The sequence below is a fragment of the Pseudomonas sp. SP16.1 genome (assembly GCF_052682975.1).
In genome coordinates this window covers 797,710-815,274 of record NZ_JBQYFZ010000001.1, presented here as the reverse complement: position 1 = coordinate 815,274, position 17,565 = coordinate 797,710, and the positions used below count along the sequence as shown (strand labels likewise).

Genomic DNA, 17,565 nt, shown 5'->3' with positions numbered 1-17,565 from the left:
AGTCGTCAGACCAAAGGCGAATTGCCTTTGCCGCAATTTTCCCCGCGCCCCAGCTACGCTGGCGTAGCGGTGGAACACAAGACTGGTTCCAGAGCCCTCCGGACGCAAGACAACATGACTAAAAACCTGCAGTTCAGCCACAAGATCCTGCTCGCAGCATCGCTGGTGGTGATAGTCGCCTTCTCCCTGTTCACCCTCTACAACGATTACCTGCAACGCAACGCCATCGGCACGGACCTGGAAAGCAATCTCCGCCAGATGGGCGACGTGACCGCCAGCAATATCCAGAACTGGCTGTCCGGACGCATCCTGCTGGTGGAAAGCACCGCCCAGTCGATCGTCAACGACAGCGGCGCCGAGCGAGTGGTCAAGCTGCTGGAGCAGAAGGCGCTGACCTCCTCGTTCGCCTTCACCTACCTGGGCACCGAGAGCGGCGGGTTCACCATGCGCCCGGACGAAAAAATGCCCGACGGCTACGATCCGCGCACGCGCCCTTGGTACAAGGACGCCATGGCCGCCGGCGGCACGACTCTCACCGAGCCCTACGTCGACGCCGCCACCGGCGAGCTGATCATCACCATCGCCACCCCAGCCAGGCCGGCCGGGGTGGTCGGCGGCGACCTCAGCCTGCAGACCCTGGTCGACATCATCAATGCCCTGGACTTCGACGGTATCGGCTACGCCTTCCTGGTCAGCGCCGACGGCAAGATCCTCGTGCACCCGGACAAGAGCCTGGTGATGAAGAATCTCAAGGACGTCTACCCGCAGAACACCCCGCTCATCGGCAGCGAGTTCAGCGAGACGCAACTCGATGGCGACACCCGCATCCTCGCCTTCACCCCGGTCAAGGGCCTGCCCTCGGTCGACTGGCACGTCGGACTGTCCATCGACAAGGCCAAGGCCTATGCGATGCTCACCGAGTTCCGCGCCTCGGCGCTCATCGCCACGGTGATCGCCGTGGTGCTGATCATCGCCCTGCTCGGCCTGCTGATCCGCGTACTGATGCAGCCGCTGACCGCCATGGGCAAGGCCATGCAGGACATCGCCCAGGGCGAGGGCGATCTGACCAAGCGCCTGGCAATCCAGAACGACGACGAATTCGGAGCCCTGGCCCGCGCCTTCAACCAGTTCGTCGAACGCATCCACAGCTCGATCCGCGAGGTGTCCTCGGCCACCGCGCAGGTCAACGAGGTGGCCAAGCTGGTGGTCGGCGCCTCCAACTCGTCGATGGCCAACTCCGACGAGCAGGCCAGCCGCACCAACAGCGTGGCCGCCGCGATCAACCAGCTCGGCGCCGCCGCCCAGGAGATCGCGCGCAACGCCGCCGATGCCTCGACCCATGCCTCCGACGCCCGCCATCAGGCCGAGGACGGCGGCCAGGTGGTGCAGCAGGCGATCCGCTCGATGAGCGAGCTGTCGGACAAGATTAGCGACGCCTGCGCCAAGATCGAGATGCTCAACAGCAAGACCGTGGACATCGGCCAGATTCTCGAGGTGATCAAGAGCATCTCCCAGCAGACCAACCTGCTCGCGCTCAATGCCGCCATCGAGGCGGCGCGCGCCGGCGAGGCGGGTCGCGGCTTCGCCGTGGTCGCCGACGAGGTGCGCAACCTGGCGCACCGCACCCAGGAGTCGGCACAGGAGATCGAGAAGATGATCGAAGAGCTGCAGGTCGGCTCGCGCGAGTCGGTCACCACCATGACCGAGAGCCAGCGCTACAGCGAGGACAGCGTGGAGATCGCCAACCAGGCCGGCGAACGCCTGGGCACGGTGACCGCACGCATCGGCGAGATCGACGGGATGAACCAGTCGGTGGCCACCGCCACCGAGGAGCAGACCTCGGTGATCGAGTCGCTGAACATGGACATCATCGAGATCAACACCCTCAACCAGGAGGGCGTGGAAAACCTGCAGGCCACCCTGCGCGCCTGCGGCGATCTGGAACAGCAGGCCGCGCGCCTCAAGCAGCTGGTCGACAGCTTCCGCATCTGAGGGCGGCAATGAAACGAAGGGCGCCGCGGCGCCCTTCGTCGTTATGGCTCGCGCTCGGGCTCGGCCGGCGTTTTCTCCTGCTCCTGCAGCTGTCGCCACAACTCGGCGGCACCGGCGAACTCGGTGCCGTCCTCCTCGCTCAGGGCGTCCGGGTCGTAGCGCCGCACGCACCCCTCGCCCAGGGTCGGCGGCGCCTGGGACGTCGCCTTGTCCAGTGGATCGATCATCTGCACCGCCCTCGCTTAGCCGGCCTCCAGCTTGCCCTGCTCATGCTGGGCGAATTCCTTGACCGCCCGCAGCACGTCGTGGCGGCTGATCTGGCCGACCAGACGACCGTCCTCGATCACCGGCATGCGCCCGCGCTTGCCGCGCAGAAACCGCTCGGAGAGGTCGATGATGTCTGCCTCCGGCGACACCGTCTCCAGTTCGGTGGTCATGTAGGCGCTGACGTTGCCGCCGATGGCCTCGTAGTAGGCCCCGGAGAGGATGCCGCGCAGGCAGTCGCCCTCCGACAGCATGCCGATCAGATGCCCCTGGGAATCGACCACCGGCGCCCCGGAAATCCGGTGCTCCAGCAGGCGGTTGATGGCGGTGAACAGATCGGTGTCCGACCTGAAGGTCACCAGATGGCGGGTCATGTAGTCCCGCACCTTGATGGATTTGAGCATGGGCGATCTCCTCTGGCGTGCCTGGGGGACCGGGCCATGCGGCAGGATCAGTCGAACACCACCGTCTTGTTGTCGTGCACCAGAACCCGGTCTTCCAAGTGATAGCGTAGTCCACGCGCCAGCACCATCTTCTCCACATCCTTGCCCAGGCGCACCATTTCCTCGATATCGTCGCGGTGGGTGACGCGCACCACGTCCTGCTCGATGATCGGGCCGGCGTCCAGCTCCTCGGTGACGTAGTGCGAGGTGGCGCCGATCAACTTGACCCCGCGCAGCGAGGCCTGGTGGTAGGGCTTGGCGCCGACGAAGGACGGCAGGAAGCTGTGATGGATATTGATCACCTGGTGCGCGTACTCGGCACACAGCGTCGGCGGCAGGATCTGCATGTAGCGCGCCAGGACTATGACGTCGGCCTGGTGCTGCTTGACCAAGCGCTCCACCTCGGCAAAGGCCGGCGCCTTGTCCCGCGCATCGACCGGCACGTGGAAGTAGGGAATGCCGTGCCACTCGACCATGCTGCGCAGGTCGTCGTGGTTGGAAATCACGCAGGGAATCACACAATCGAGTTCGTCGCTGTGCCAACGGTGCAGCAGATCGGCCAGGCAGTGCGATTCGCGACTGGCCATCAGCACCACCCGCTTCTTCTGCGCCGAATCGGTGATGCGCCACTCCATGGAGAACTCACGGGCAATCGGCGCGAACGCCTGGGTGAAGCCTTCCAGTTCGAACGGCAGTGAGTCGGCACGAATTTCGTGACGCATGAAGAACCAGCCGGTCTGCGGGTCGGAGTGATGGCTCGCCTCGTTGATCCAGCCATTGTAGGTCGCCAGGAAATTACTGACCTTGGCGACGATACCGACGCGATCCGGGCAGGCGATGACCAGTCTGAACGTGCGCATATGCAAGAACCCCAATGACGACGCAAAAGTCGGCCATTCTAGGGGCTGCGTGAAAAGTCGTCGAGCGAACGCCGGCGAGCAGCGCGTGTATCGCTGCAAGAGTGCGGCTTAATATTCACCGGCGCGCCTTGAAAATGCCGGGAGAAGTCGAGGCATCTCGGCGCGGCGCAGGTCGGCGTCGACAATACCGCCATGGTTTGAGCAAACATTACCGGGCGCTGCCAGTTTTCTTACAACAGTTGGCCACGGCCTCGAATTATTGCGACGATGCCACGGCCTTTCCCGACTGGACCTTGGCCAATAATCGCCCCCCGCTGGTTGGAAAAACTTTGCCCCGCCGCGCAGCAGGCGGAATGAATTAGCTGGCGCGGATACAAGCGCTTGCATTTACCAGCCAGTTATTTTTTCAGCGCTGTTTACTTGTTATTAATGCCTGACTATTATTGCCTCACTGCTCACCATTAGAACCTATTCATGCCAAGGTGCTGTCCATGTCGCTAATCAATGAATACCGCGCTACCGAAGAAGCCATCAAGGAACTGCAAGAGCGCCTGAAGAACCTGTCGCAAGACGACAAACTGAAAAAAGAACTGGAATTCGAAGGCAAGCTGCGCACCCTGATGGGTGAATATCAGAAGTCCCTGCGTGACATCATCGCGCTGCTCGATCCCGAGGCCAAGAGCAGCAAGACTGCACGCGCCGGCAAGCCTGCTCCGACCAAGCGTGCGCGCAAGGTCAAGCAGTACAAGAACCCGCACAGCGGCGAAGTGATCGAAACCAAAGGTGGCAACCACAAGACCCTGAAAGAGTGGAAAGCCAAGTGGGGCGCCGAGGTCGTCGAAGGCTGGGCCACCCTGCTCGGCTGATCCTCAGGCAGCCTCCCGCAAACGCCAGCCATGCTGGCGTTTTTTATTGCCCGTGATCCTTGGCGAGCCGTCGCTACGCGACGCTGAAAATGATTCCGATAACTTCTGCGCCTTGCCTCCGTTATGCCTTGCGCCCTGACGCTTGGCACTCGAGAGCTTCGTAGGCCATGCCGGGCGCATCAGGATTCCGATTCGCACCGGTGTGCACTACGCCCCTAGGGAAACGCTGAAATAGCCGGGCGCAGGCGGGACAGCAGCTTTATCGCTGAACAGCGCTTGCACTGGCCCGAAGGGGAATAATCCAGAACCTCCGTAGTCCCTGGGCTCCCGCCTTCGCGGGAGTGACGGTAAACGGCTTTTTCAGAACTTCCCTAGCCAACTGGTACCTGGCTTTTTGTTGCCGGTCTTTTTCCGCAAGATGCCAGTGAAACTGCTTCCGACAACTCTCCAGGCGTATGCCAGGTGCGCCGCTAGTTGCCCGCGAGCGGCAGCCGCAGCCCCGGCGGCAATTGCCGAAACACCAGTAGGAGACGAACGCCAAGCCGCATGGGGATAAACAATGCGACCACGGCGTCGGCACCGCTCGATATGTACGCAGGCGATTCGGCGAGGGGCGGCAACCGGCGGCTCGGTTAATTCACGCCATAGCGCAGTTGCAGTTCCTGTGCATGCGCCTGCCATTGCAGGAGAAGTTGCAGTTGGCTGGCAGTGCAGTTGCTGCGCAACTCCTCCAGCGCCTGCCGGAACTGCGCCAGGGTATTGGGTGCGCCGAACTCGGGAATGCTCAGCCGCTGGCGGCAGAATTCCATCCAGCGTTGTTGCTCGGTGGCAGACAAACTGCCCGGGAAGTTGCGCGCGCGATAACGAAACAGCAGCTCCGGCAGACGCGCATCGTCGAACGGCCAGTTCTGACCGGCCAGGGCCTGGGGTTCGGCGCGACGCACCTGCTCGCACAGACGGCGATCACGGTCGCCGATAAAACCGTCGTACAGCTGCTGCTCGGGGTCGCCACTGGCGGCGAACGCCTCCTCGCGATAGATGACCACCAGCTTGTCCTGCCACAGTGCCTGCGCCGCGGTCAGCGCCTCGACGTTGCGCTGGCAAGGCGACCAGTCCAGCTGCAGGCGCTGGCGGTCCTGCTCGCGCAGTACCGACAGCGGCGCCACCACCGGGCAGCGGTTGATATGTAGCAGCTTGAGCGGCACCGGCACCTCGCCTTCGGCCAGCTCGTCACGGCGCGTGTACAGGCGGCCGCGCAGGGTCTCGGCATCCAGCTCGAGCAGCGGCGTGGGGTCGGCCTGCAGGTCGCAGACGATCAGCGCGTTGCGGTTGCGCGGATGCCAGGCCAGCGGCAGCACCGGCGCCAGGTAATGACGGTCGGCGGAGAAACGCCCGGAGACATGCAGCAACGGCTGCAACAGGCGAATCTGGTCCAGTACTCGCTGCTTGCTGCGCAACTGATAGAGGAAATCGTACAGCCGCGGCTGGCGCTCACGCAGCAGGCGCGCCAGGCCGATGGTGGCGCGTACGTCGGACAACGCGTCGTGGGCCTGGCCGTGGTTGATGCCGTTGGCCTGGGTCAGACGCTCCAGCTTGAGGGTTACGCGGCCCTCTTCCTGCGGCCACTGGATGCCCTCCGGGCGCAGGGCGTAGGCGGTGCGCACCAGGTCGATCAGGTCCCAGCGGCTGTTGCCGCCCTGCCATTCGCGGGCATAGGGATCGAAGAAATTGCGGTACAGGCTGTAGCGGGTCACCTCGTCGTCGAAACGCAGGCTGTTGTAGCCGGCGCCGCAGGTGCCCGGTGCGGACAGTTCGGCATGCACCCGGGTGACGAACTCGCCCTCGTCCAGCCCCAACTGCTGCAAGCGCTGCGGATCGATACCGGTGACCAGGCAGGCGGCTGGGTGCGGCAGGATGTCGTCGCTGGGCCGGCAATAGATGTTCAGCGGCTCGCCGATCTCGTTGAGCGCCTCGTCGGTGCGGATGCCGGCTACCTGCAGCGGCCGGTCGCAGCGCGGGTTGATGCCGGTGGTCTCGTAGTCGTACCAGAAGATGCTGGAAGTCACGCACAGTTCCCCAGTGCACAGTGGCCGGGCAGTCTATCATTCATGCCCAGACGCATCGCCGCGGGCAAAGCTTGAACCAGCGCACAGGCGCCGCACGCCCCGCCATGCGCCACTTGTAGGCCAAATGCCAGTAGCACTAGCATGGCCACCTTTCCACTCTATGTACAAGGACGCCGCCATGAGTGACACTGCCACCCCCAATCCCTACGCCGCCCCGGTCAGCGACCTGCAGCAACCGGTCGGCGATCAGGCGCCAAGCATCGAACAGGCCCTGGCGCGCGGTTACGACTTCAGCATCGGTGCGCTGCTCAGCGAATCCTGGGCGCTGGTCAGCGGCGCCAAGGGCATCGTCATCGGTGGTTTCCTGGTGTTCTACGTGGTGCTGCTGGCCGCCACCTTCATCCTCGGCGGGATAGTCGGCGTCTTCGGCGCCCTCAGCGAAAGCCTGGTCGCCGTATTCGTCGGGGAAGTACTGATTTCCTTGTTGGCCTCGGCCCTGGCCTACCCCTTCATGGCCGGTATCAACATGGTCGGCATCCGCCGCGCCGCCGGCCAGCCGATCAGCTTCAACGAGATCTTCAGCCACTTCGGCCGCACCGTGCCGCTGGTGATCACCGCCGTGGTGATGATGCTGCTGATCTACCTCGGCATGCTCCTGCTGCTACTCCCCGGCATCTACCTGGCCGTGGCCTACCTGCTGGCGATCCCGCTGGTGGTCGAGCGCGGCCTGTCGCCCTGGCAGGCGCTGGAGGCCTCGCGCAAGGCCATCAGTCAGCACTGGTTCAAGGTCTTCGGCCTGTTCCTGCTGCTCGGCGTGATCGTGATCCTCAGCGCCATCCCGCTGGGCATCGGCCTGGTCTGGAGCATCCCGCTGATGGTCATCGCCATGGGCGTGCTCTACCGCACCATCTTCGGCGTACTGCCGCCCGCCCAGTAAATCGCCGCAGTTGTCGCCGGGCCGAGCAATCGACCCGGTTGCGTTGCTGTCCCGCTGCTCGCTAGCATCGGGCTTTCCTTGATGCAGTCCGCCGATGCCCTCACCCTCAGGCGCCAGCCTCCCGCACAGCCAGCCGCCCCTGGACACCCGCTACCGGGTCGAGACGCCGGAAGGCATCGACCTGCAGCTGCGCCCGGCCGGCCTGGTGCCGCGCGCCCTGGCCTTCGCCATCGATCTGGCGATCCGCGGCCTGATCCTCGCGGTGATGTTCATCGTCCTCGGCCTGCTCGGCCGCTTCGGCATGGGCCTGGCCACCATCCTGCTGTTTCTCGTCACCTGGTGGTACATGGTGCTGTTCGAGGTACTCAACCAGGGGCGTTCGCCCGGCAAGCAGCTGCTCGGCCTGCGCGTGGTGCACGACGACGGCACACCGGTGGGCTGGGCCGCCTCGCTGACGCGCAACCTGCTGCGCTTCGTCGACATCCTGCCGTTCGGCTACACCCTGGGCATCCTCAGCTGCCTAAATCATCCGGCCTTCAAGCGCCTCGGCGATATCGCCGCCGGCACCCTGGTGGTCTACCGCGACGCGGCGCCGGCACGCCCGCCGCTGCCGGAGGCCGAGCCGCTGCCGACGCCCTTCCCGCTCAGCCTGGCCGAACAGCGCGCCCTGCTCGGCTTCGCCGAACGCGGCGGCCAGCTGTCCGCCGCACGCCGCGCCGAACTCGCCGCCCTGCTCGCCGAACCGCTGCAGGTGCCGAGCGAGCAGGCCGAGGCGCGCCTGAACGGCATCGCCCGTGGCCTCCTGGGCAGCGCGCCATGAAGCAGAGCCTGTTCGAGAGCCGTCACCAGACCGACTGGGACGCCTTCGCTGCGCAGCTTGCGGCCCTGGAAAAAGGCAAGACCGATACGCAGGCCGGCAGCCGCTTCGCCGCCGACTATCGCCGGCTCTGCCAGCACCTGGCCCTGGCCCAGGCGCGCGGCTACAGCAGTCACCTGATCGAGCAGCTGCAGCAACTGGCGATGCGCGGCCACCAGCAGTTCTATCGCCACCGCAGCCACCTCGGCGCCCAACTGGTGCGCTTCCTGTTCGGTGGTTTCCCCCGTCTGGTGCGTGCCGAGTGGCGCAGCGTATGCGCCGCCTGCCTGCTGTTCTTCGGCAGCCTGGCGCTGATGGGGGGCCTGACCTACCTGTACCCTGAACTGATCTACAGCCTGGTCGCCCCCGAGCAGGTCGGCGAGATGGAGAAAATGTACGACCCCGACGCGCGGCGCATCGGCCGCTTCGGCGAGCGCGACGCCGGCGACGACTGGGTGATGTTTGGCTTCTACATCATGAACAACATCGGCATCGCCTTTCAGACCTTCGCCAGCGGCCTGCTGCTGGGCCTGGGCAGCCTGTTTTTCCTGCTGTTCAACGGCCTGATGATCGGCGCCGTGGCCGGCCACCTGACCCGCATCGGCTACAGCGAGACCTTCTGGTCCTTCGTCGTCGGCCATGGCGCCTTCGAGCTGACCTCCATCGCCCTGGCCGGCGCCGCCGGCCTCAAGCTCGGCTGGGCGCTGCTCGCCCCCGGCCGCCTGCCGCGCGGCGAAGCGCTGCGCCTGGCGGCGAGCACGGCGGTGCAACTGGTCGCCGGGGTGATCCTGTTCCTCCTGCTGGCGGCCTTTATCGAGGCTTTCTGGTCGTCCACCACCTTCGCCAGCCCGACCATCAAGTACGCGGTCGGCGCCGGACTGTGGACGCTGGTGCTCGGCTACCTGTTGCTGGCCGGAAGGAGACAGCATGCGCCTGACTGAAGCCAGCGTCGCCATCCGCCCACGCAGCGCCTGGGAAGCGATCGACCTCGGCGTGCTGCTCGCCCGCCGCCACGCAGGCCTGCTGATGGCCAGTTGGGCGCTGCTCACCCTGCCACTGTTCGCCCTGCTCTGCGCCCTGCTCTGGCAGTACCCGGGCTGGGCCGTATTCGTCTTCTGGTGGCTCAAGCCGGCCTACGAGCGGCTGCCGCTGTATATCCTGTCGCAGGCTCTGTTCGGCAACACACCCTGCCTCAGGCAGGCCCTGCGCGTCTTGCCACGCCTGCTGAAACCACAACTGCTGGCCAGCCTGACCTGGCGCCGGCTGAGCCCGACGCGCAGCTTCGACCTGCCGGTGCTGCAGCTCGAAGGCCTCGCCGGCCAGGCGCGCAGCCGGCGCCTGGTCGTGCTTGGCCAGCGCGACAGCGCCGCCGCCACCTGGCTGACCCTGGTCGGCATGCACCTGGAAATCGCCCTGTGGATGGGCCTGGCCGCGCTGTTCTACCTGATGCTGCCGCAGCAGGTGGAACTGGACTGGAGCTGGGAAACCCTGATCGCCGCCAGCGCCGGCCAGTGGCTGTGGCTCGAGCACCTGTCCAACCTGCTCTACGTGCTGCTGCTGATCGTCTGGGAGCCGGTCTATGTCGCCTGCGGCTTCAGCCTCTATCTCAACCGGCGCACCGCCCTGGAAGCCTGGGACATCGAGCTGAGCTTCCGCCGCCTGCGCCAGCGCCTGACCGGCAGCGCCTACGCCCTGTTGCTGGGCTGTGCCCTGCTGCTGACCCAGCCGCCCGGCGCCGCCTGGGCCGACTCGGCGCCGGCGGCCGGCGCCCAGACCGACGCGCAGGGCCCGGATGCGCCGCGCCTGCTGCAGCAGCCGCTGACCAGCCAGGCGGCGCGCGCCGACATCGAGGCGTTGCTCGACGAGCCGCCGTTCGAGCACCGCGAAACCGTCACCCGCTGGCGCTTCGGCGAGGAGAAACCGGCGCAGGAGGCCGATCCCGAGGACCTGCAAGCCCTGCTGGAGATGCTCAAGAACCTGATCAGGCTCGGCAAATGGTGGAAGAGTCTGGATATCGTCGCGCAGGTCTTCGAGGTCCTGCTGTGGGCCGCTCTGGCCATCCTGCTGGTATTCGTCCTGTGGCGCTACCGCGAGTGGCTGCAGACCTTCGGCGAACGCCTCGGCCTGCCGAGCCGGCGCAGGGTACCGCCGCCGGATCAGTTGTTCGGTCTGGAACTGGCGCCGGAGAGCCTGCCCGACGACGTCGCCGGCGCGGCCGAACGGCTCTGGGCCGAGCAGCCGCGCGCCGCCCTCGGCCTGCTCTACCGCGCCCTGCTCAGCCGCCTGTTGCATGACTACCGACTGCCGCTGAAGCAGTCGCACACCGAAGGCGAAGTGCTGCAGTTGGTCGAGGCCCTGCAGCAGGAGGAACTGGCAGTCTACAGCCGTCGGCTCACCGGTCACTGGCAGGCGCTGGCCTATGGTCACCGCCTGCCCGCCGACACCCTGCGCCAGGGCTTGTGCCAGGGCTGGCGCGAGCTGTTCGGCGCGGAGCGCAGCGCATGACGCGGCGCGCCGGATTGCTCCTGGGTCTGGGCCTGGCGCTGGTGCTCGGCCTGCTCGCCAGCTACCTGCTGGGCAAGCTCGAGCCCTACGAGGAGGTGGCCGAGCATGGCCCGGCGCCCGAGGTCGCCAGCAGCCCCTATCTCGCCGCCGAACACTTCCTGCGCCGGCAGGGCATCGAGGCGCGCCGCGCCGACGGCCTGGAGGTGCTCGACGGCCTGCCCAGCCAGGGCCAGACCCTGATGCTGCTGGCCGACCGCGGCAACATGACCCCGCGCCAGGTGGAACGGCTGCTGCAATGGACGGCCAATGGCGGCCACCTGCTGTTCATCGCCGAACGCCTGTGGAACGAAGAGGAAGGCAGGAGCGGCGACCTGCTGCTCGATCTGCTCGGCATCCAGCAGTACATGAGCGACGAGCTGGACGAGGAGGAAGCGGCCGAGGACGACGAGATCAATGGCGATGGCGAGCCCTACCCGGACCTGACCAAGCTCTACCTGGAGAACGAGCAGGCACCGGCCTATATCGCCTTCGACACCGACTTTCACCTCTTCGACGCACAGAACCGCGCCCACGCCTGGGCCAACAGCGATGCCGCCACCCACCTGCTGCAGCTGTACCACGGCGACGGCCTGATCACCGTGCTCAGCGATCCGTGGATCTGGCAGAACCGCAGTATCGACCAGTACGACCACGCCTGGCTGCTCTGGTATCTGGCCCAGGACAGCGCGGTGAGCCTGCTCTATCACGCCGAACGCGCCGACCTGGCCAGCCTGCTGCTGCGCCATTTCCCGCTGGCGCTGGCGGTGCTGGCGCTGCTGATCGTCGCCGCCCTGTGGCACTTCGGCATGCGCCAGGGTCCGCTGCAGGCCCCCGCCAGCCGCGCTCGCCGACAGCTGGAGGAGCACCTGCGCGGCAGCGCCGACTTCCTGCTCCGGCGCAACGGCCAGCACAGCCTGCTGCAGGGCCTGCAACAGGACATCAAGCGCCGCGCGCGGCGCCGTCATCCCGGCTTCGACAGGCTCGCCGTGGCCGAACAGTGGCAGGTGCTCGGTCGCCTGACCCGCCTGCCGGCCAGGGACATCAGCCAGGCCATGCGCCCGCTGCCGCCGCAGCGCCTCTCCGCCAGCGACTTCACCCGCCAGGTCGCCCACCTGCAAACTCTCAGGAATGCCCTATGACGAGCGAACAGACGCCCGATATCGAAAACGCGCCGGCCGGCGAAGTCCCGGCCGCCGCCCCGAGCCATCCGCAGGCGCAGCAACGCCAGCGCGCCAGCTCCCTGGCCCAGGCCCTGCGCGCCGAGCTGCGCAAGGCGGTGATCGGCCAGGGCGCGGTGATCGACGACGTGCTCACCGCGCTGATCGCCGGCGGCCACGTGCTGGTGGAAGGCGTGCCCGGCCTCGGCAAGACCCTGCTGGTGCGCGCCCTCGCGCGCTGCTTCGGTGGCGAGTTCGCGCGCATCCAGTTCACCCCCGACCTGATGCCCAGCGACGTCACCGGCCACGCCGTGTACGACATGCAGAGTGAGCAGTTCAAGCTGCGCAAGGGCCCGGTGTTCACCAACCTGCTGCTGGCCGACGAGATCAACCGCGCCCCGGCCAAGACCCAGGCCGCGCTGCTGGAGGTGATGCAGGAACGCCAGGTGACCCTGGAAGGCCGCGCGCTGGCGGTGCCGGCGCCGTTCATGGTGCTGGCGACGCAGAACCCCATCGAGCAGGAAGGCACCTACCCGCTGCCGGAAGCCGAGCTGGATCGTTTCATGCTCAAGCTGCGCATGGACTATCCGGAGCAGGACGAAGAGTTGAGCATGGTGCGCCAGGTGACCCGCTCGGCCCGGGCCGACATGCTCGACGTCAGCCCGCTGCGCACCCTGCTGCAGGCCAAGGACGTGCTGGCGCTGCAGAAGATCGCCAGCGACCTGCCGCTCGACGACCAGGTGCTCGACTACGCCGTGCGCCTGGCCCGCGCCACCCGCAGCTGGCCGGGCCTGGCCCTAGGCGCCGGGCCGCGCGCCTCGATCGCCCTGGTGCGCGGCGCCCGCGCCCGCGCCCTGCTGCGCGGCGGCGATTTCGTCCTGCCCGACGACATCAAGGGCTGCGCCCTGGCCGTGCTGCGCCACCGCGTGCGCCTGGCGCCGGAGCTGGATATCGAAGGCCTGTCGGTGGACCAGGTGCTGCAACAACTGCTCGACCAGGTGCCGGCGCCGCGTCTATGAAACCCTCGCGCCTGCTCCTCGGGTTGCTCGGCGGCCTGTTCGCCGCCGCCGTGCTACTCGGCGCCCTGCTCCTGCTCGGCATTCGCCTGACCGCCAGCCTGATGCCGCTGGCCTGGGGCCTGCTGCTGGCCCTGCTGCTGGTCGCCGCGGTCGATGCCCTGTGGCTGCGCCGCCAGCCCTCGCCGCGCCTCGAACGCGTGCTGCCGGGCAATCTGCCGCTCGGGCGTTGGAGCGAGGTGCAACTGATCGCTCATCACGATTTCGCCCAGACGCAGGAAATCGAGGTGTTCGACCATGTGCCCGAGGGCATGGCGTTCGAGCACCTGCCGCAGCGCATCGCCCTGCGCCCCGGCCAGCAGACACGTTTCGCCTACCGCCTCAGACCGCTGGTGCGCGGACACTTCCACTTCGCCCGCTGCGAACTGGCGCTGCCCAGCCCGCTGCGCCTGTGGCAGGCCAGGCGCCTGCAGGCGCTACCCGGCGAAAGTCGCGTCTACCCCGACTTCGCCCGCCTCTACGGCGCCCAGCTGAAAGCGGTGGACGACTGGCTCGGCCAGCTCGGCGTGCGCCAGCGCCCGCGTCGCGGCTTGGGCCTGGAGTTCCACCAGCTGCGCGAGTTCCGCGACGGCGACAGCCTGCGCCAGATCGACTGGAAGGCCACCGCGCGCAAGCGCACCCCCATCGCCCGCGAGTACCAGGACGAACGCGACCAGCAGATCGTCTTCCTGCTCGACTGTGGCCGGCGCATGCGCAGCCAGGACGATGAGCTGTCGCACTTCGACCACGCCCTCAACGCCTGCCTGCTGCTCAGCTACGTGGCCCTGCGCCAGGGCGACGCGGTGGGCCTGGCCACCTTCGCCGGCGACCAGCCGCGCTATCTGGCGCCGGTCAAGGGTCCGGCCCAGCTCAACGTGCTGCTCAATACCGTCTACGACCTGAACACCAGCCAGCAGCCGGCCGACTTCAGCGCCGCCGCCGACGCCCTGCTGGCCCGCCAGCGCCGCCGCGCCCTGGTGGTGCTGGTGACCAACCTGCGCGACGAGGACGACCAGGACCTGCTCGCCGCGGTCAGGCGCCTGTCGCGCCAGCACCGCGTGCTGATCGCCAGCCTGCGCGAGGAAGTGCTCGATCGCCTGCGCCAGCAGCCGGTGCAGCAGTTCGAACAGGCGCTGGCCTATTGCGGCACCCTGGATTACCTCAACGCCCGCGCCGACCTGCTCGAACGCCTGGCCGCCCAGAACGTGCCGGTGCTCGACGCCCGCCCCGACGAACTGGGCCCCGAGCTGGTCAGCAATTACCTGGCCTGGAAGAAAGCCGGAGCACTGTAGAGAAACGCTGCGCGCCGGCCGTGGTCGAACCTTGAGCGCCGCCGGCTTTTCCACACAGAAGCTGCGTGGTTATGCCCTGGGGGCGGTGCTATGATCCCGAGCCTGCGGCGCAAAGAGTACAAACTCCACGCCGCTCGCAGGCTGTCAACAGCCTGCCGTTAAGGCCGCCCGTGATCGGCCTTTTGCGCATACCGCACACGACCTGAGTAGGAGATACACCATGGCTTTCGAATTGCCGCCACTGCCGTACGCCCATGACGCCCTGCAGCCGCACATTTCCAAGGAAACCCTGGAATACCACCACGACAAGCACCACAACACCTACGTGGTGAACCTGAACAACCTGGTGCCGGGCACCGAGTTCGAAGGCAAGAGCCTGGAAGAAATCGTCAAGACCTCCTCCGGCGGCATCTTCAACAACGCCGCGCAGGTCTGGAACCACACCTTCTACTGGAACTGCCTGTCGCCCAACGGCGGTGGCCAGCCCACCGGCGCCCTGGCCGATGCCATCAACGCCGCCTTCGGCTCCTTCGACAAGTTCAAGGAAGAGTTCAGCAAGGTCTCCATCGGCACCTTCGGCTCCGGCTGGGGCTGGCTGGTGAAGAAGGCCGACGGCTCCCTGGCCCTGGCCAGCACCATCGGCGCCGGCTGCCCGCTGACTTCCGGCGACACCCCGCTACTGACCTGCGACGTCTGGGAACACGCCTACTACATCGACTACCGCAACCTGCGTCCTAAGTACGTCGAGGCGTTCTGGAACCTGGTCAACTGGGACTTCGTCGCCCAGAACTACGCGGCCTGATCGCAGGCTCCGCAACAGCAGAACCCGGCCCCGGCCGGGTTCTTCGTTTCTGCCCGGCGCAGCCGTGCCCCCACCTCGGCCGGCCCGTCCTCGAGCCACGCGCGCCCGAGCGAGTCGCCGCTCCCCCCGGATCAGGCCGCCAGGCGCCCGAACCGACCGCTCGTCCTGTGCCAGTCTCCGGACGCCGAACGGCTCTCAAGTCCGCAGCCGTCCCACCGACACAATGCATGTTGCCAAGGTGGCTGGGCGCCATCGCGGCGCGCAAGGGAAAATCTGCCAGCACGCATGATGGCCCTTTGACGGCCAACCCGAGATTGCCAATACTCTGGACTGACGTACACGGACCCGACAAGGAAACGCCTTTGAAGCTGGAATTGAAGAACAGCTTGTCACTCAAGTTGCTCCGTGTGGTGCTGCTCTCGGCTCTGGTGGTCGGGGTGGTACTGAGCTGCGCGCAGATCGTCTTCGATGCCTACAAGACGCGCCAGGCAGTGGCCAACGATGCCCAGCGCATCCTCGGCATGTTCCGCGACCCTTCGACCCAGGCGGTCTACAGCCTCGACCGCGAGATGGGCATGCAAGTCATCGAGGGACTGTTCCAGCACGAGTCGGTGCGCTACGCCTCCATCGGTCATCCCAACGAACCCATGCTGGCGGAGAAGACCCGCGAGCTGACCCAGCTGCCAACGCGCTGGATGACCGATCCAATCCTCGGCCAGGAGCAGCACTACTCCACCAAGCTGGTCGGCCGCGGCCCCTACAGCGAATACTACGGCGATCTCGACATCACCCTCGACACCGCCCCCTATGGCGAAAGCTTCGTCACCAATTCGGTGGTGATCTTCGTTTCCGGCGTGCTGCGCGCTCTGGCCATGGGCCTGGTGCTGTACCTGGTCTATCACTGGCTGCTGACCAAACCGCTGTCGAAGATCATCGAGCACCTGACCACCATCAATCCCGATCGCCCCAGCGAACACAAACTGCCGATGCTCAAGGGCAACGAGAAGAACGAGCTGGGCCTGTGGATCAACACCGCCAACCAGTTGCTGGCCTCCATCGAGCGCAACACCCATCTGCGTCGCGAAGCCGAGAACAGCCTGTTGCGCATGGCCCAGTACGATTTCCTCACCGGCCTGCCCAACCGCCAGCAGTTGCAGCAGCAACTCGACCAGATCCTCGAGGATGCCGGCCGTCTGCAGCGCCGCGTCGCCGTGCTGTGCGTCGGCCTGGACGACTTCAAGGGCATCAACGAGCAGTTCAGCTACCAGAGCGGCGACCAGCTGCTGCTGGCGCTGTCCGACCGCCTGCGCAGCCATAGCGGGCGTCTCGGCGCCCTGGCCCGTCTCGGCGGTGACCAGTTCGCCCTGATCCAGGCCGATATCGAGCAGCCCTACGAAGCTGCCGAACTGGCACAGAGCGTGCTCGACGACCTGGAGCAGCCGTTCATCGTCGATCAGCACCAGGTGCGTCTGCGCGCCACCATCGGTATCACCCTGTTCCCCGAGGATGGCGACAGCACCGAGAAGCTGCTGCAGAAGGCCGAGCAGACCATGACCCTGGCCAAGAGCCGCTCGCGCAATCGCTATCAGTTCTACATCGCCAGCGTCGACAGCGAGATGCGCCGCCGCCGTGAGCTGGAGAAGGACCTGCGCGAGGCGCTGGGGCAGAACCAGCTGCACCTAGTCTACCAGCCACAGGTGGATTACCGCGACCACCGGGTGGTCGGCGTCGAGGCGCTGCTGCGCTGGCAGCACCCGCAGCACGGCTTCGTCGCGCCGGACCTGTTCATCCCGCTGGCGGAACAGAACGGCACCATCATCGCCATCGGCGAATGGGTTCTCGACCAGACCTGCCGCCAGTTGCGCGAGTGGCACGACCAGGGCTTCAGCGACCTGCGCATGGCCATCAACCTGTCCACCGTGCAACTGCACCATGCCGAGCTGCCGCGGGTGGTCAACAACCTGATGCAGGTCTACCGCCTGCCGTCCAGGAGCCTGGAACTGGAAGTCACCGAAACCGGCCTGATGGAGGACATCAGCACCGCCGCCCAGCACCTGCTCAGCCTGCGCCGCTCGGGCGCGCTGATCGCCATCGACGACTTCGGTACCGGCTATTCCTCGCTGAGCTACCTCAAGAGCCTGCCGCTGGACAAGATCAAGATCGACAAGAGCTTCGTTCAGGACCTGCTGGAAGACGAGGACGACGCGACCATCGTTCGCGCCATCATCCAGCTCGGCAAGAGCCTGGGCATGCAGGTGATCGCCGAGGGCGTGGAGACCGCCGAGCAGGAGGCCTACATCATCGCCCAGGGCTGCCACGAGGGTCAGGGCTACCTGTACAGCAAGCCGCTGCCGGCGCGCGAGCTGACCCTGTTCCTCAAGCAGGCCCGCCGCCTCAGCGCCGCCGCCAGCAATCCGGCCACGCTCTGAAC

At 66.5% G+C, this 17,565-nt stretch carries 15 protein-coding genes; 11 read left to right on the top strand and 4 right to left on the bottom strand.

What is annotated here, in order from left to right:
* Window positions 1–114: 114 nt before the first annotated feature.
* Window positions 115–1,992 (top strand): methyl-accepting chemotaxis protein, encoded by a 1,878-nt coding sequence (locus tag ACUTAF_RS04090; RefSeq protein ID WP_445578776.1) that lies wholly within the window; start codon window positions 115–117, stop codon window positions 1,990–1,992.
* Between the two features lie 41 nt (window positions 1,993–2,033).
* On the opposite strand, the gene ACUTAF_RS04085 is transcribed toward ACUTAF_RS04090, so the two are convergent.
* Genes ACUTAF_RS04085 through purU form a run of 3 tightly spaced genes read right to left on the bottom strand, consistent with a single transcriptional unit; the run spans window position 2,034 to window position 3,559 of the window.
* Complete coding sequence (locus ACUTAF_RS04085) at window positions 2,034–2,219, bottom strand: hypothetical protein (RefSeq protein ID WP_445578775.1); 186 nt, start codon at window positions 2,217–2,219, stop codon at window positions 2,034–2,036.
* Between the two features lie 15 nt (window positions 2,220–2,234).
* Complete coding sequence (locus ACUTAF_RS04080) at window positions 2,235–2,660, bottom strand: CBS domain-containing protein (RefSeq protein ID WP_445578774.1); 426 nt, start codon at window positions 2,658–2,660, stop codon at window positions 2,235–2,237.
* Between the two features lie 47 nt (window positions 2,661–2,707).
* A complete protein-coding gene (gene purU / locus ACUTAF_RS04075) occupies window positions 2,708–3,559 on the bottom strand; it encodes a formyltetrahydrofolate deformylase (RefSeq protein ID WP_445578773.1) in 852 nt (283 codons plus the stop codon).
* Between the two features lie 491 nt (window positions 3,560–4,050).
* Between purU and mvaT the strand changes: the two genes are divergently transcribed.
* Window positions 4,051–4,425 (top strand): histone-like nucleoid-structuring protein MvaT, encoded by a 375-nt coding sequence (gene mvaT, locus ACUTAF_RS04070; RefSeq protein ID WP_445578772.1) that lies wholly within the window; start codon window positions 4,051–4,053, stop codon window positions 4,423–4,425.
* Between the two features lie 632 nt (window positions 4,426–5,057).
* Here mvaT and sbcB read toward each other — a convergent pair.
* Window positions 5,058–6,491, bottom strand: coding sequence for an exodeoxyribonuclease I (gene sbcB, locus ACUTAF_RS04065; RefSeq protein WP_445578771.1), 1,434 nt, complete (start codon window positions 6,489–6,491; stop codon window positions 5,058–5,060).
* A 178-nt stretch (window positions 6,492–6,669) separates the two neighbouring features.
* On the opposite strand from sbcB, the gene ACUTAF_RS04060 reads away from it, so the two are divergent.
* From ACUTAF_RS04060 to ACUTAF_RS04020, 9 genes are all read left to right on the top strand, one after another.
* Window positions 6,670–7,428 (top strand): hypothetical protein, encoded by a 759-nt coding sequence (locus ACUTAF_RS04060; RefSeq protein ID WP_445578770.1) that lies wholly within the window; start codon window positions 6,670–6,672, stop codon window positions 7,426–7,428.
* 94 nt (window positions 7,429–7,522) lie between these two features.
* The gene (locus tag ACUTAF_RS04055) at window positions 7,523–8,248 is read left to right on the top strand and encodes an RDD family protein (RefSeq protein ID WP_445578769.1); all 726 of its coding nucleotides are present in this window, start codon (window positions 7,523–7,525) and stop codon (window positions 8,246–8,248) included.
* Complete coding sequence (locus ACUTAF_RS04050; protein ID WP_445578768.1) at window positions 8,245–9,225, top strand: stage II sporulation protein M; 981 nt, start codon at window positions 8,245–8,247, stop codon at window positions 9,223–9,225. The genes ACUTAF_RS04055 and ACUTAF_RS04050 overlap by 4 nt, the downstream gene beginning before the upstream one ends.
* A complete protein-coding gene (locus ACUTAF_RS04045; protein WP_445578767.1) occupies window positions 9,212–10,789 on the top strand; it encodes a DUF4129 domain-containing protein in 1,578 nt (525 codons plus the stop codon). The genes ACUTAF_RS04050 and ACUTAF_RS04045 overlap by 14 nt, the downstream gene beginning before the upstream one ends.
* The gene (locus ACUTAF_RS04040; RefSeq protein ID WP_445578766.1) at window positions 10,786–11,967 is read left to right on the top strand and encodes a DUF4350 domain-containing protein; all 1,182 of its coding nucleotides are present in this window, start codon (window positions 10,786–10,788) and stop codon (window positions 11,965–11,967) included. Before ACUTAF_RS04045 ends, ACUTAF_RS04040 begins: the two co-directional genes overlap by 4 nt.
* Window positions 11,964–13,004 carry an AAA family ATPase gene (locus ACUTAF_RS04035; RefSeq protein ID WP_445578765.1) on the top strand — a complete coding sequence of 347 codons (1,041 nt, stop codon included), beginning with the start codon at window positions 11,964–11,966 and terminating at the stop codon, window positions 13,002–13,004. Before ACUTAF_RS04040 ends, ACUTAF_RS04035 begins: the two co-directional genes overlap by 4 nt.
* Complete coding sequence (locus ACUTAF_RS04030; protein WP_445578764.1) at window positions 13,001–14,332, top strand: DUF58 domain-containing protein; 1,332 nt, start codon at window positions 13,001–13,003, stop codon at window positions 14,330–14,332. The genes ACUTAF_RS04035 and ACUTAF_RS04030 overlap by 4 nt, the downstream gene beginning before the upstream one ends.
* 220 nt (window positions 14,333–14,552) lie before the next feature.
* Complete coding sequence (locus ACUTAF_RS04025) at window positions 14,553–15,134, top strand: superoxide dismutase (RefSeq protein ID WP_445578763.1); 582 nt, start codon at window positions 14,553–14,555, stop codon at window positions 15,132–15,134.
* A 362-nt stretch (window positions 15,135–15,496) separates the two neighbouring features.
* Window positions 15,497–17,563 (top strand): putative bifunctional diguanylate cyclase/phosphodiesterase, encoded by a 2,067-nt coding sequence (locus ACUTAF_RS04020; protein ID WP_445578762.1) that lies wholly within the window; start codon window positions 15,497–15,499, stop codon window positions 17,561–17,563.
* The last annotated feature ends 2 nt before the right edge of the window (window positions 17,564–17,565 follow it).

Coding starts and splice junctions, on each gene's coding strand:
- ACUTAF_RS04090 (WP_445578776.1), top strand. CDS start 115: ATGACTAAAAACCTGCAGTTCAGCCACAAGATCCTGCTCGCAGCATCG.
- ACUTAF_RS04085 (WP_445578775.1), bottom strand. CDS start 2,219: ATGATCGATCCACTGGACAAGGCGACGTCCCAGGCGCCGCCGACCCTG.
- ACUTAF_RS04080 (WP_445578774.1), bottom strand. CDS start 2,660: ATGCTCAAATCCATCAAGGTGCGGGACTACATGACCCGCCATCTGGTG.
- purU (WP_445578773.1), bottom strand. CDS start 3,559: ATGCGCACGTTCAGACTGGTCATCGCCTGCCCGGATCGCGTCGGTATC.
- mvaT (WP_445578772.1), top strand. CDS start 4,051: ATGTCGCTAATCAATGAATACCGCGCTACCGAAGAAGCCATCAAGGAA.
- ACUTAF_RS04060 (WP_445578770.1), top strand. CDS start 6,670: ATGAGTGACACTGCCACCCCCAATCCCTACGCCGCCCCGGTCAGCGAC.
- ACUTAF_RS04055 (WP_445578769.1), top strand. CDS start 7,523: ATGCCCTCACCCTCAGGCGCCAGCCTCCCGCACAGCCAGCCGCCCCTG.
- ACUTAF_RS04050 (WP_445578768.1), top strand. CDS start 8,245: ATGAAGCAGAGCCTGTTCGAGAGCCGTCACCAGACCGACTGGGACGCC.
- ACUTAF_RS04045 (WP_445578767.1), top strand. CDS start 9,212: ATGCGCCTGACTGAAGCCAGCGTCGCCATCCGCCCACGCAGCGCCTGG.
- ACUTAF_RS04040 (WP_445578766.1), top strand. CDS start 10,786: ATGACGCGGCGCGCCGGATTGCTCCTGGGTCTGGGCCTGGCGCTGGTG.
- ACUTAF_RS04035 (WP_445578765.1), top strand. CDS start 11,964: ATGACGAGCGAACAGACGCCCGATATCGAAAACGCGCCGGCCGGCGAA.
- ACUTAF_RS04030 (WP_445578764.1), top strand. CDS start 13,001: ATGAAACCCTCGCGCCTGCTCCTCGGGTTGCTCGGCGGCCTGTTCGCC.
- ACUTAF_RS04025 (WP_445578763.1), top strand. CDS start 14,553: ATGGCTTTCGAATTGCCGCCACTGCCGTACGCCCATGACGCCCTGCAG.